Source organism: Bacillus sp. AY3-1 (genome assembly GCF_008368785.1).
GTDB classification, from domain to species: Bacteria; Bacillota; Bacilli; order Bacillales; family Bacillaceae_G; genus Bacillus_A; species Bacillus_A wiedmannii.
This window is the reverse complement of sequence record NZ_QORZ01000024.1, coordinates 1-14,014: the sequence shown is the minus strand read 5'-3', so window position 1 is coordinate 14,014 and position 14,014 is coordinate 1. Positions and strand designations below refer to the sequence as shown.

At 33.9% G+C, this 14,014-nt stretch carries 15 protein-coding genes; 5 read left to right on the top strand and 10 right to left on the bottom strand.

Annotated features, from left to right (window positions below; all coding sequences use genetic code 11):
• Nucleotides 1-336 precede the first annotated feature (336 nt).
• Nucleotides 337-564, bottom strand: a complete 228-nt coding sequence (locus DN389_RS23340; protein WP_001047523.1) for a coiled-coil domain-containing protein — start codon at nucleotides 562-564, stop codon at nucleotides 337-339.
• A 230-nt stretch (nucleotides 565-794) separates the two neighbouring features.
• Between DN389_RS23340 and DN389_RS23335 the strand changes: the two genes are divergently transcribed.
• The 3 genes from DN389_RS23335 to DN389_RS28535 are packed head-to-tail and all read left to right on the top strand — an operon-like array spanning nucleotide 795 to nucleotide 4,076.
• Entirely contained in the window at nucleotides 795-1,682 is an 888-nt protein-coding gene (locus tag DN389_RS23335) for an ABC transporter ATP-binding protein (RefSeq protein WP_098803070.1), read from the top strand.
• Nucleotides 1,679-2,776, top strand: a complete 1,098-nt coding sequence (locus tag DN389_RS23330) for an ABC transporter permease (protein ID WP_149237659.1) — start codon at nucleotides 1,679-1,681, stop codon at nucleotides 2,774-2,776. The genes DN389_RS23335 and DN389_RS23330 overlap by 4 nt, the downstream gene beginning before the upstream one ends.
• A 1-nt stretch (nucleotide 2,777) precedes the next feature.
• On the top strand, nucleotides 2,778-4,076 hold the full coding sequence (locus DN389_RS28535; protein ID WP_179955904.1) for an ABC transporter permease subunit: 1,299 nt from the start codon (nucleotides 2,778-2,780) through the stop codon (nucleotides 4,074-4,076).
• 93 nt (nucleotides 4,077-4,169) lie between these two features.
• On the opposite strand, the gene DN389_RS23325 is transcribed toward DN389_RS28535, so the two are convergent.
• From DN389_RS23325 to DN389_RS23310, 4 genes are all read right to left on the bottom strand, one after another.
• A complete protein-coding gene (locus tag DN389_RS23325; protein ID WP_098191105.1) occupies nucleotides 4,170-4,721 on the bottom strand; it encodes a GNAT family N-acetyltransferase in 552 nt (183 codons plus the stop codon).
• Nucleotides 4,722-4,937: 216 nt separating this feature from the next.
• The gene (locus DN389_RS23320; protein ID WP_098191106.1) at nucleotides 4,938-5,846 is read right to left on the bottom strand and encodes an iron-hydroxamate ABC transporter substrate-binding protein; all 909 of its coding nucleotides are present in this window, start codon (nucleotides 5,844-5,846) and stop codon (nucleotides 4,938-4,940) included.
• A gap of 21 nt (nucleotides 5,847-5,867) precedes the next feature.
• Nucleotides 5,868-6,884, bottom strand: coding sequence for a FecCD family ABC transporter permease (locus DN389_RS23315; RefSeq protein WP_098191107.1), 1,017 nt, complete (start codon nucleotides 6,882-6,884; stop codon nucleotides 5,868-5,870).
• The gene (locus DN389_RS23310) at nucleotides 6,885-7,919 is read right to left on the bottom strand and encodes a FecCD family ABC transporter permease (RefSeq protein ID WP_098191108.1); all 1,035 of its coding nucleotides are present in this window, start codon (nucleotides 7,917-7,919) and stop codon (nucleotides 6,885-6,887) included.
• 274 nt (nucleotides 7,920-8,193) lie between these two features.
• Between DN389_RS23310 and DN389_RS23305 the strand changes: the two genes are divergently transcribed.
• Nucleotides 8,194-8,958, top strand: a complete 765-nt coding sequence (locus tag DN389_RS23305) for a DUF817 domain-containing protein (protein ID WP_098191109.1) — start codon at nucleotides 8,194-8,196, stop codon at nucleotides 8,956-8,958.
• Between the two features lie 103 nt (nucleotides 8,959-9,061).
• Here the strand turns inward: DN389_RS23305 and DN389_RS23300 are convergent, their stop codons facing one another.
• Nucleotides 9,062-10,099: a DUF4003 domain-containing protein gene (locus tag DN389_RS23300; RefSeq protein WP_098191110.1), complete on the bottom strand. Its 1,038-nt coding sequence runs from the start codon at nucleotides 10,097-10,099 to the stop codon at nucleotides 9,062-9,064.
• A 251-nt stretch (nucleotides 10,100-10,350) separates the two neighbouring features.
• Nucleotides 10,351-10,827 carry a DinB family protein gene (locus tag DN389_RS23295; RefSeq protein WP_002009359.1) on the bottom strand — a complete coding sequence of 159 codons (477 nt, stop codon included), beginning with the start codon at nucleotides 10,825-10,827 and terminating at the stop codon, nucleotides 10,351-10,353.
• A 184-nt stretch (nucleotides 10,828-11,011) separates the two neighbouring features.
• On the opposite strand from DN389_RS23295, the gene DN389_RS23290 reads away from it, so the two are divergent.
• Nucleotides 11,012-11,500: a DinB family protein gene (locus DN389_RS23290; RefSeq protein ID WP_149237658.1), complete on the top strand. Its 489-nt coding sequence runs from the start codon at nucleotides 11,012-11,014 to the stop codon at nucleotides 11,498-11,500.
• A 214-nt stretch (nucleotides 11,501-11,714) separates the two neighbouring features.
• Here DN389_RS23290 and DN389_RS23285 read toward each other — a convergent pair whose 3' ends face one another.
• From DN389_RS23285 to DN389_RS23275, 3 genes are all read right to left on the bottom strand, one after another.
• Nucleotides 11,715-12,476: a CPBP family intramembrane glutamic endopeptidase gene (locus DN389_RS23285; protein WP_149237657.1), complete on the bottom strand. Its 762-nt coding sequence runs from the start codon at nucleotides 12,474-12,476 to the stop codon at nucleotides 11,715-11,717.
• Nucleotides 12,477-12,738: 262 nt separating this feature from the next.
• Nucleotides 12,739-13,215, bottom strand: coding sequence for a DUF2690 domain-containing protein (locus DN389_RS23280; protein WP_106102528.1), 477 nt, complete (start codon nucleotides 13,213-13,215; stop codon nucleotides 12,739-12,741).
• Between the two features lie 17 nt (nucleotides 13,216-13,232).
• Complete coding sequence (locus DN389_RS23275) at nucleotides 13,233-13,745, bottom strand: DUF2690 domain-containing protein (RefSeq protein ID WP_106102527.1); 513 nt, start codon at nucleotides 13,743-13,745, stop codon at nucleotides 13,233-13,235.
• Nucleotides 13,746-14,014: the final 269 nt, after the last annotated feature.

Genomic DNA, 14,014 nt, shown 5'->3' with positions numbered 1-14,014 from the left:
AACGGAACATTAATCGGAGCATCCGCAAACGTAGTCGTTGCTGGTATTGCAAAACGTGAAGGACATGCTTTCTCGTATATGGACTTCTTAAAAATTGGTTTACCGTTAACAATTATTGCGCTATTGTTATCACATGCTTACATATATTTACGTTATTTAATGTAAAAGTTGTATTGTGTGAAATTATATCGACGATTTTTAAAATATATCGATCGTTTCTTCGGATATATCAACGATTTTCTAAGTATATCGACGATTCGACAGAGAATATCGACTTACCGACAAATAACGACAACGAAAAAGGTATGCAGCTCTAAATTGCATACCTTTTTTTCATCACCAAAATATACCAATAATTGCTAATCCACCTAAAATCATACCACCAATTTGTCCGACGATTGCTGGCGATAATTGAACACCTTTCCTCACTTCAACAACTGGTCTTTCATGCCTTAGTTGCTGCACTTCACTTTGAAGTTGATGTACACTTCCGTGTAATTCTTTAATTAATTCCTTTAATTCAGCGACCTCTTCATTTACTGGTTTACTCTTTTCTAAATTCATTTTGCATAACTCCTTTTTCTCTAATCGACACATTGTAAAAATTCTCCAACAAGTATTCTTTTTCCTTTCTTCACAGTCTCATTTCTAAATTATTCATATAATAGATTTAAGAATGAGATTTAGAAAAAGATAAAATTTATAACTATACCTCTTTATAAGTTTGAATTTTTAGTTATAATTGATGATACAATTACATTTTATACCAATTAACTAAAAAGGAGGAATTCTAGTTGACTATTCTATCTATCAATAATTTATCCAAAAGTTACAAACATAATAAAATATTAGATGGAATTAACCTCACAATCAACTCCCCAGGAATTTGGGCTTTAGTAGGTCCTAACGGTGTTGGTAAAACTACTTTTTTAAATGTAGTTACCAACCTTTTGCCCACTACATCCGGGAATATTGAATTGATGGGGAAATCTAACAAAGATGTTTCAGTGTTTAAAAACGTTTCTTTTTTACAGGACAATTCTGTACTATATGACTATTTAAATGGCTACGACCATCTTACATTCATTTGTGATGTACAAAAACTTTCAAAAGAACGCATGAATGAAGTTGTAAAATATGTAGGAATGGAAAGTTATGCGAAGAGGAAAGTTAAAGATTACTCCTTAGGTATGAAACAACACCTTCTCTTAGCAATGGCAATCTTAAACAAACCAAAGCTTGTGTTCCTTGATGAACCTCTAAATGGCTTGGATCCAACTAGTGCGATACTAATGAGGAATATTTTATTACGCTTAGTAGAAGAAGATACAACAATCATTCTTTCTTCTCATAACTTGTCAGAAATTGACCGTGTTACAAAGAAGATTCTTTTTTTAAAAGACGGTAAATTAATAGAAGAAGATATGACAAAGTACGAAAAAATTTATTATCACTTCTTATTTTCAAATTTAAAACATGCACAATACGTTTTATTACAAGAAAACGTACAAGCAGTGTTAACTAAGAACAGCCTTCAAATCCAATTAGAACACCACACCATCCAAGACCTTATTAATCTATTTCATTCTTATAAAATTAATATTATTGATATCCAAAAAGAAGTTATCGGTTCTGAAAAAAGATATGAAGAGATATTTAATGTATGTGGTGATACGAAATGAAAATATTTCTATTCGAACTAAAAAAAATGCTCTACTCTAATATTCTCTTTACTTTAATCATTGCTACTATACTAATCATCTGCGGGTTATTTCTTCATAATGCGCTTAAACAAGAAGTAGTCAAAATAAACAAGATTGAATTATTTTCTAAATATGAAACAGAAGTTTCTAATCAAGTTACAGGAGATCAAGATACATTAAAAAAAGGACCTAACGCAAAAATTGAATCTCGATTAAAGATTGGACTTCCGCTATCAAAACATTTAAATCAACTTATTCAAGAGGTCAAAGATAACAAGTGGAAAAATGAATTACAGACCGAAATGAAAGTTTATGACTTAGCTATGCGCTTTCAACAAGTAGAAGGAGCTTTCTCAGCTAGTGAAAAAGATATGAAAAAAGCAGTTCAACTGAATGAAAACTTATTACAACAAGGTTTGCCAAAAGAAGACCTTGACCTTTCCATTCAACCATCACTTTTTATGAAAAAAGTAATTTCACTACTACTTAATGCCCCAGGATTCCTTATTTTACTACTCTTACTAGGTACAGTCATTACGAAAGAATTTGAAGACCATACAATTAAGTTAACCTATACTTTACCTATTTCTCGTAGTCACTATATCTTAATAAAATTTTTCAGTTTACTTGTTGTTAGTCTCCTATGGATTTTACTAGTATTTTCACTGTCTTATATACTACCAACAATATTCGAAAAATCTACCGGTAATATTTTTAATTACCCGCTTTTCACAAAAACAGAAACTATTATTAGTTCAGGTACATACTTAAAAACAGCTCTCACTTACAGTCTATGTTATTCCACTGTAGCTATTTCCTTATTAGTGCTCATTGGATTTTGGATAAGAAATACTCTTGTTACATATTTAATTCTCACTTTTATTTTAAGCAGTGGTTTCATTTTATCAAAAATCGGCTTTAATCCGTTTCTATCTCTCCTTTCCTATCAACAAATAGATCGCGTCATTTTAGATAATAATGAATATTATCCATTAGGTGCAGTGGTGTTAATTGGAAGTACATTTTTGCTCTTACTATGTGCCATATGCATGAATCGAAAGCCGGGTGTGTAATATGGAACAACTCTTCCAATTTGAATTCAAAAAATATTTCAAGAAAAAAACAACATGGATTGCATTATTAACTTCTATTCTTTTCGTTAGTAGTTTATATTTCTTGAATTATTCTGTCGCGAAAGATATCCAGCGTGGGAATTTGTCATTTGCACAATATAGCGTTAACATTTCGCAACAGGCTTTAAAAGAACTAGAACTGCAAAAGATTGAAGCTGAACAGAATGGCGATGTTGAAAAAATTATAGAAAATAAATTAGCTATTCAAGAATCTCAGCAATCTCTTTCAAAGAAGAACAAATGGATCGCGAACTATTCTCAAGGTAACTGGCAAGAAATATATGAAGAAAATATAAATGAATTACAATTTATGTTTAAGAGTTCAAAAGGCTCTAACTCTTTCCCTCAAGCAATTGAGAAACAAAATATTTCCTTATTTACAGCACGGGCAACGTTGGAAGAATTATTATTACTGAAAAAAAATAAAGCTGAACCATTCATTCAAAATACCATTTATACCCCCTACCTATTTACAATTTACGATCAATTTACAGGTAGTTCCTTAGAACAATGGGAAAAGAGTACTATGCGTTATGGTACAACTGGTTCTTTATTTTTATATCAAATAATCCAGTACTACTATATACCAGTACTCATTTTATTAGGATGCTTTATTTTCGGAAATAATATTTCTTCTGAAATGAATAATAAGAAGCGTGGTTTGCACTTTTACTATACTTTGCCTATTAAAAGAAAATCATTATTTATAACAAAGTATTTTAGTGGATTCCTTTCTACACTTGTTTTCGTTTTACTAATGCTACTCATTCCTTTGTTATGTAGCTATTTCACGAAAGGAATAGGAAATTTTGATTATCCAGTCCTTGTATACGAAGGATCAGAGCCTAATCCATTTGGCAGGGAGTATAATAGTTTAAATCCCATTAAAGATCAATTTCACTTTATCACTTTGAAAAATTACTTCGGACAAGTATTATTACTAACTGTTGTACTCACATTTTTTCTATATTCTTTTTACTATATTTCATCACTTTTACTAAAAAGCCTAAGTATTACAACGTCTTTTGTAGGTATTATAGCTTTTATTGGAATGAAGAGTTTCTCTTCTCCTTACAACCCATTTACTTACGTGAATATTCACAGTGTCCTAACTGGCGAAACAGCGACTTTAGTTTTTAATCCTTCTATTAATCTTTCAACTGGGGTAATGTTAACATTCGCTTTAGGTTGTGCCCTTTTATTCGCAGGATACAAACTATTCATAAAAACATATCATTAGTACCAAAAATAAAAAAGGAAAACTAGTACCTACCTAGTTTTCCTTTCTATTCCATTATTCATAGTATGAATAATTACCTTGCTACCATCACTTTTATTTTTGCATCTCCATCCATTCATCCCTTAATATCCCCATAATGATACGATCAAAATACTTCCCATCTCTTTGCACTGCTTCTCTCATACAGCCTTCTATCTGAAAACCCATTTTTTTATACAACTCAATAGCAGCTTTGTTATAAGAAATAACATCAAGACCAACACGGTGCAAATTCAATTCATAGAAAGCATATTTTAAGATAAGATGGATCGCTTCTCTTCCATATCCCTTCCCTCTATCATTTGCATCTCCTATACCAATGGCTAATAAACCCATTCTGTTATTCCACTCTATGCCATGAATTGCAACAAAACCAATTAAGCGATTATCTTGAGCTGTCCTTAACATGAAAGCGACACCATTCGATCTCCGTCCCTTTAATAGCCCATCACTCGCTATTTCTTGTATTGATTGCGGGAATGCTACATCTGTATCTACGTTTCTTAAATACTCACTATCTTCTTGCCACATAGCCATTACTTCAGCGTCTGCTTCTCTCATAGCTGATAATTTAATCGATTTATTTTGAAAAAGATTCATTGTCATTTCAGACTCCCCCTTTTTTAATAACGGGGATACTCATTTTAGCCTATCTATCCCCTTATTCCATAAATTTCCTTATACACGGGATACTTACAATAAGCGCTGACATTGGCACATCTCCTCTGCATTAAATTACATTCATTGTATAATTTTTCATTTATTCTAACAATAATAAAAGACCCTCAAAATTTAGAGGGTCTTCCTAACAACGAATCCTTCTTATGTCGTAAACATTTTCTCCGCTTCATCCATTGCCATTTTGTTACCTAAAGCAGAATAGTCAAGCCATGGTTGGTCATTAATAATGTATACGTGCTTACCTTTAACTGCTTTTAAGTTTTTCCAAATTGGTGTTTCTTGAAGTTGTTTAAATGCAGATTTTGCTTTATCATCCCTGTTTACAACAACGAAAATAGCATCTGCATCAAAGTCAGGTAATACTTCTTGTGAAATGACTTCGAAAGGACGGTTTCCATCAATTTTCTCTACACCGTTTGCAGGTTGTAATCCTAAGTCTTGGAATAAAATCGGTCCCATCGGTCTTTTCGTACTAAAGACACGTAATTCTTTTGCAGTAACACGAATTGCCATTACTTTTTCGTTATTACCTAATTCTTTATCTATTAAACTTTTTACTCGTTTTGATTGCTCTTCGTAATCTTGAATATATGTATCCGCTTCTTTCTCACGGTTTACAAGTTTACCAACTTGCTTTAACTGATCTCTCCACGTACCTTCATCTAAATTGAAAGAATGTGTTTTTGCAATTTTTTCGTATTTCGCTAAATCTTTTCCCGCGTATTTTTCATCCACATAAATGTCAGTTGGCTTCAATTGAAGTAATGCCTCCATATTCGGATCCGTTACAACACCAAGTTTCTTCGTATCTTTCAACTGCTCTTTTGCATGCGGTAAGAAATCTTTTAAATCTCCTCCAATAACAGAACCTACAGGTGTAATTCCTAATGCCAGTAAATTATTCGTTAAGTGAATGGACATAGAAGCGATTTTCGGATCATTACTTTTTTCAGTTTTTTTCGTTGCCTCTTCATTAGATTTCGTTTGACCACATGCTGCTAATACTAAAATACACACCATGCTAAATAAAATAGTAAGTTTCTTTTTCATATGTTCTCCTCTTTAAAGTATTTATTTTGTTTTTGTAAGTAAATAAAGAAAATACGGTGCTCCTAAAGCTGCCACTACTACACCAGCTGGAATAGAATTTGGCTCGAATATAGAACGACCTATCGTATCTGCTAGCACTAAAATAATCATTCCGATAATGCCAGCTAGTGGAAGGAAATGTTGATAGGCAGTACCTACTAACTTTCTTGCAATATGCGGAGCAACTAAACCGATGAACCCAATCCCTCCTGCCATCGATACACTCGCGCAAGATAATCCAACCGCTGTAGCTAAAAGAAGTAACCGTTCTTTTTGAACAGAAACACCAAGTCCTGCTGCCACACTATCACCTAGTGACAATGCATTTAACGTTTTAGATTTTAGCCATGCATACGGGGTTAGGATGAAAATCCAAGGTAATAATGCTAGGACATGAATCCAATCCCTTCCCCACACGTTACCAACTAACCATCTAGAAGCGAATGTATACGTCTCATCATTTAACTTCAGGGAGAAAAATAACGAAATCGCACTAAAGCCAGCTGAAACAGCAATACCAACGAGAATAAGTCTAATAGGAAGTAAACCTTTTGATCGATCACTCGCAAGTATAATAATTAAAAATGCAGCTAGTGCTCCCCCGCCAAATGTAAATAACGGTATTAAAATCGATGCATTCTCATTAATAGAATGAAAGAAAGTAACGAATATAATTAGCCCGAAAGATGCACCTGAATGTAATCCTAAAATACCAGGGTCTGCAAGTGCATTACGTGATAATCCTTGTAAAATCGCACCGGAAATCCCAAGGCCAATACCAGCTAACATGGTGATTATAATTCTTGGCATACGATAATCGTATAGCACTGTTGCGCTCTCAAAATCACCATAACCGAAAAGTGTTTGAATTACTTTAAGTGGCGCTATGCTCAGTGTCCCTGTATTTAAACTAATTAAAATGACAGCGATACTAATACAACCAAAAATTGTAGTTACAGTAATAGCTCTCTTTTTATCTGTGTTCAAAAGATCCTTCACTTATAGCTCCCTCCCAACTTTACGTGCTATATAGAGGAAGAACGGAACTCCAACAAGAGCTACCATAATCCCTATCGCAAGTTCTTTAGGAGGATTTACTGTTCTTGCTCCTAAATCAGCTAAAACTAATAACATAGCTCCTAATAATGCTGACATAGGAATAATAAGCCGATAATTCACACCTACTAATTTTCTAGCGATGTGCGGAATAACAAGTCCTACAAATCCAATGGAACCAACAGCTGAAACAGATACACCGGCAAGAATGACTACTATAATCATCCCTAGTATTCTCGTTCGGTTCGTTTTTACTCCTAGATTTGTAGCGACGTCATCCCCCATTGATATGAGTGAAATAGACCGCCCTATCACTGTAGCAAAAAGAATTGTTATGAGAATAATAGGAACTAGAAATTTCAAGTGTTCCCACTTAACGCCTGCAACACCACCAGCGTACCAAAAAGCTAAATCTTGACTTAAGTCATAATAAATCGCGACACCTGAACTTAACGAATGCAAAAGTGCGGCCATAACTGCCCCTGCAATCGTTAACCTCATTGGTGTTAATCCGCCTGATGTTGCTGATCCGATAATAAAAATGAGTACTGTACTTAAAACCGCTCCAATAAAGGAAACAATCATTAAATAGGAATACGGCATATGCGGGAAAAAGGCAAAACTAAGTGCTACTACAAACATCGCACCTGCATTTATACCAAGCACACCTGCATCAGCTAAAGGATTTCGTGTTACCCCTTGCATTACAGCACCAGCGACTGCAAAAGCTGCTCCTACAACTGCTGCGCCAATTACCCTTGGGAGCCTTAATTCATAAATAATTTGGTGCTGTGTTAATTTCGGATTATAATCAAAAACCGCTGCCCCTACGGTTTGCAAATGGATATCCTTTGCACCGAATGCAATAGCTAAAAATATAGATCCGATTAAACATAAAATTGTTAAGCTCATGAAACATATGAACTTAATATGTATCCAGCGATTATTGCCAGCATGTACAGCAAACTTATGTAACATGTTTCATTTCATCCTTTATATGGAGTTGTTTTTTATAATTATTTTTAATTTATAATTATTACTGATAATAATTATCATTTTCATTTAGATATTATATCCCCACTTTTTTTAAATAGCAAACTATTTTTTACTTCGTTAAATATTAAAATACTTATTACAATCCCTTTCTAAAACTTACAAATACATGAAAAATAAACTACTGGCTTATTTTTTAAATTGTAGTATACTTAGTCATTATTTTGAGTTTTCTAACAAAAACATCGAAGGTGACACAATGTTCTATATAAAACAACTACTACACTTCACTTACGAACAAGCATTATCCTGTTTATTCCCAGTCGTTATTTTCTTAACACTAGCCCTATCAAAAATCATTTCTATCCCAGGGTTATACCGCTATGATTTCATACTCATCGTATGTCTTCTTATGCAGTGGATTATGTACAAAACTGGACTTGAAACAAAAGACGAACTAAAAGTAATTACTGTTTTTCACCTTATCGGGCTTTTACTAGAAATATATAAAGTACATTTCGGTTCATGGAGTTATCCGGAAGAGGCGTATTCAAAAATTTTTGGAGTTCCACTTTACAGTGGTTTTATGTATGCAAGTGTCGCCAGTTACATATGCCAAGCGTGGAGAAGATTGCATTTACAAATGCATCATTGGCCAAGGGCTATTTTTGCAATACCTCTAGGAGCAATGATTTACTTTAATTTTTTTACACATCATTTTCTATATGACTTTAGATGGGTATTAACTGTACTTTTATTCATCGTTTTCTTTCGGACATTTGTAGAATTTTCATTACGAGGCGTTACATATAAAATGCCACTCGTTCTCTCCTTTTTCCTTATTGGTTTCTTTATTTGGATTGCAGAGAACATCGCAACATTTTTCGGAGCATGGCAATATCCAAATCAGCGGGAAGCGTGGAATCTCGTTCACTTAAGTAAAATTAGCTCATGGTTTTTACTCGTTGTTATTAGCATTATGATTGTTACACAACTCAAACATTTGAAGGAGTCGAAAAAATAATGCTGATTATGTAAAAAAGCCAATCACTCATTAGAGAGTGATTGGCTTTTTTACCGTCCTTATCAAAGGAGTTATAAATTACAAGAGCATAAGCAGTTACACATTATGAACTACTAGTAGCTGAAGAGGTTGCTGCAGATGAAGCGGCAATCGTTGCCATCATAGCTGCCTGTTGTGCCTGTATGAGGACTTCTATCATTGTTTGTAAACCTGTGTTAGTAGCTTTACTTTCCTCACCTTTCTGACTTACGAACAGTTGAATAGCAATAAGGATATTCGCATCTGTATGCCAACGGAATAATTTCTCCCCTTGCAATTTTTCAATCAATGCTTTAATAGAATGAATCTCTTTTTCTCCATCCTCAAGTAACGCTAGTAGCCCAACTGCTGGATAATGCATCTGTTTCACTTTTACCTTTTCTTGTTTTAACAACTTCCATAAGTTTGTGCATGTTGCAACTAACATTTCTTCACGGACATCCTTCTTTAGCGAAAGAATGTGACTTAAAAACTGAAGATCATTCCCTTTACGCAAACCAGCTTTCGCTAGTTTCTGATACAGACGTTCCACTCGGTCCATAAGTGTTTCTACATTCTCTAATTGTCCTGCTAGTAAAACCGCGAGCGGATAATCATTTGTACCTGTAAGAAAAAGATGATCCTCTTTCATACGTTTATATACTTGCATCGAACGCTGAATGTGCGTGCCATGCTGTTCATTTTCTTCTGTTAAAAGCACAGATGCTGCGAGATAAGTAAATATACTCCGGCTAAAACCACCAGCGACTAATTGTTCATATAAATCTAAAAACTTCCGAAAAGCTTTCTTATAATCTGTAAAGTGAATATCTAAAGTTGCGGCTACCACAAAGCGATGATAAGATTTTAAGTATGAAAACATCCCTACCTGATTCTTAATATAACTACTAATTTCTAAAAAACGTCCGAGATCAAACAATTTATCACTACTTGCATACATAGCAGCAATCATCATTCCTGTTCGAGAATCACTCGTTTTCCATTTTAGTTCTCCCTTTAACTGTCCATATGTATGTGTGTATTGCTCCAACTTTTGTTCTAATGTAATCATAGTATTCACCCCTATTTCTAGTTCTTCTCTACTATTATACTTATATACCATATAGATTCCGCAACCTTATTTCTGTATTTTCTTCAATATTTTTCCATTAAGTAATAACTATTCCTACTATGGTAAGTACTCATAATCCTTCAAGAAGTTCAACAACAAAAAAAGTAGATAATAAATTATCTACTTTTTTTGTTTATATATTATTTCACATTACACCTGTATTGTGAAAAATAAGGTTGTAACTACTTACACCTCAATTTTGACAAAACATCTGTACTTTCGTTTTTTAAATACAATTACAACTAAAGAGCCTTAATAATACGTTCCATCGCCTTCATTTGTCCAATATGATCAGCTTCATGATAAAGCATCATACCGTAAAGCTCCCCTACTGTTTCCAATCCTAGGAATGGCTCTGGGAGTTTATTTTCAAATGCTTCTGCTGGAATTTCGTTAATACGTTTCGCTTGTTCTTTTAATTGAGCCGTTAACACTTCTAACGATGGTCCTTCTGTTTTCCATTTAGACGGTCTTGATCCATACCCAAACATACCTGGATATTCAGTTGGTAATTGTTTGAATTCTTTTCCAAACATGAAAACTTCTGCTGCCGTTAACACATGACCGATATGCCAGCGAATTGTATTGTTAAAACCTTCTGGCTGCGTATCCACAGTTTTATCGTCTAGCGTCTCCATAAATTTAAGCAATTCCCCACGCGTTATTTCAAATTGTTTTAAGCCAACTAGTCTATTCATTTGATCGTTCCCCTTCTTCATGTACCATTTATTATGAACTAAGAATGTTCAACACATTAAAGTTTTACCTTGTTTAATCTATCAGAAACGATTAAGAAAAACATCTAATATGCTTAGTAAAAATAATAAAAAGGTTCACCCCTCGTACATATAGAATTATTTACTACACAATTAGTTTAGTAAATATTAGAGGAGTGTCAATTACATGTTACATATTTTAAAACAACAATATAATCTTATTAGCTCTACAAGAGAAACTCTATTTTCGTTTTTGGAAGAAATCCCATTAGAAAAATTACGTAGCACTGTTCCAAATTTCGGGAGCGGTAGCATTATAAAGACGCATATTCATGTAGCCGATTGCTATCGGTACTGGCTTGGATCATTCGGATTCAAGCAAAAACGGGCAGATTTTTCATTTGCTAGTGATTATGAAATTGAGCATGCAGATTTCGAGAAAATCCGTGCTAGGTTTAAGTTAGTAGATGAGGTTGTACTACGTTTTTTAGATGAATACAATGACCGTTGGCTCGAAAATATAGCAAATGAAGTGAAATGGCAAAAAGAACCTTGGAGTACAACACCACTATGGCTTTTAACTCATACAGAGACACATGAGTTTCATCATAAAGGACAAATTGTATCAATGGCTCGTCACCTTGGATATACTCCTCCTGATACAGATCTTAGTTAATTCGATTATTCTAACAAATGAACTACTAGAACTGTCGTTAACATTGTTTATGTATACGGAAAGGCTCTTCATTCTTTTTAATGTTGTTTATAGTTTACAAATTTTTTTGCGGCACAAACTTGTATTATATTTTAATTATGTTTGTGTCATGTTCTTATTAATTAGTTTCATATCCATAAAAAATATATTAATATGTTTCCTTTTATTATTTCAATTACCTAATCAATAAGAGGTTCTTTCTTTTCATTACGACTTTATACAAAATAAATACGAAAATTCCGAAAACAAAAGTTGAAAATGCTGGTAACAATTTATCATTTGGCACGTACACACTCCAAAAAGAATTAAGAAGCGCATGGAAAATTAGACAAATAAAAATACTTTTAGTTGCGTTAAAAATTGTAGTTAATAAGAACGATATGGCAATTGTCGTAATTATAAAGGCTATAAAATCCCTTTGAGTTTGATTCGTGCCTGGAATAAACCATAACGGCCAGTGCCAAATAGCCCATATAAAGCTCACAATAACCGTACTAAATAATTCCGAAAACCTTTTCTGAAGGGCAGGTTGTAAGAATCCTCTCCATCCAATTTCTTCAAGACCACCACCAACGATCATTATTGGAAAACTAAGCAATGCCACGTATAATGGTTTTTGCATCGTTGCTCCACCAAATATTATTGGCAGATAACAACTAATAAAAGCCAAAACAACGATTAGAATATACCATAAAAAATGATACTTAGAATTAACAACATTTTTTATAAACACTCTGAACTCTTCTTTTGATCCATATTTTTTCTTTAAGCTAATTGCAACGATTGCCGGCATGATTCCCCCGAAAACAAATAATATCATCGCTAGCGGTGTACCAAATGTCGTAAAGTTAAATTTTATTAAGTTAATTAGTAGCCCCCATAGTATCCATGTAAATATTAAAGTGCACATTACATATCGTTTAACTTCTTTCCCCATTTACTTTCCTCCTTTGTTTTAATTAGAGCATAAATAAGGAGATATGAAAACTGCTTATGTTAAATTATCCCAACACCCCAAAGAAACATCCATACTTAATTAGATCTTTACAAACAATCCCGCTACCTGCTTTACTTCAGTTGAGGTTCGAAGTTAAAGTCTTACTATTTGTTAATACTGGATAAACAAAAAAAGGGCATGCTTTGAAAACCAATCAAAGCATGCTCTTTAAATATGCTATCTTAAATTTTTTATAATATAATCAATACCAAATTGTCTCCGCATAATTATATGCATCACTATTCGGAATGGCATGTTTCCCCTGCGCTTGTGCCTTCCTTGGATCTAAATCATATACCATTGGCGTATAGCATGATGTTTGCCCTTTATTCACAACACCATTTCCTCCAGCACTCCCGCAAGTGTATGCCTTTCCATCTGTTTTTCTAACAATCCTTGCATCAGCTTCGTTATTATATACTGCTGCACGAGTTACTGTAACTTTTGCCCATGCTGTCTTACACGTTGTGCTAAATTTTAATTCCACATAAGAATTGGAATCAATCCATTTCTTTTCTTTCGTTACTGCGGATTGATCACAACTATTGTAATAAGGACTTTTCCCATCATACGAATGGTCTTCTGCATATGCTTTTTCATTACCAGTCGTACTAAACATACTAGTTAAAACGAGCAAAGATAGAAAAAAACATGCGCTCAGCTTTTTTAAAAGTTTCATAGCACTCCGCTCCCTTATTAATAACGTCCAGTTTTCCCGTAACCATTATTAATCGTCACCGCTTCGGCATCAGCTGTATAACCAAAATCAGCAGTTAAATCAAATACCATTCCTGTATACGTGCTCGTTTGACCTGTTTTTATTGCTCCATTACCACTATTAGAATCTACTGATTTTTGGAATACACCGTTTTTATATTTATTAATAACAGCATAAGCATATACTCCTCCAGAAACAGAAGGTGCTGGTTGATCTAAAACAAGCTTAGCCCAAGCTGCATGACATTTATTGCTGTAACGTAAATAGACTGTTCCTACTTTTTTACTACCTTCGTACACGGCTGTAGACTTTGCATTAAATCCATCAGCATCACACGTTGTACTTCCCCCGTATACCTTTGTTGTTGCTGGATTTTTTCCGTCATAATAACTACTTAAATCAGTAGCTGCAAATGTACTTTCTTGAAAACTAAATAATACCCCGACACTCACTACACTTAACGCACATACTTTCATTAGCTTTTTAAACATTTTAAATCTCCCCCTCAAAATAAGTACGTATAATAAAGACAATCTATCCCCTATGTACGCCCCTCCTTTCATACTTCCTAGAGGCATCTTACAGAAACCAATAAACGTTGTAAATTTCCTTATGATTATTGGAATATACGAAGAATTTTACGTATCCATCTAAGAAAAAAAGTTGAGAAATACACATTTTATCCCGCTTTAATGGGCAGTAAGACCCCCACCTTAAAATTCAGCGAAAGCAAAGAATTTAGGTGGGGGTCTTACTGCCC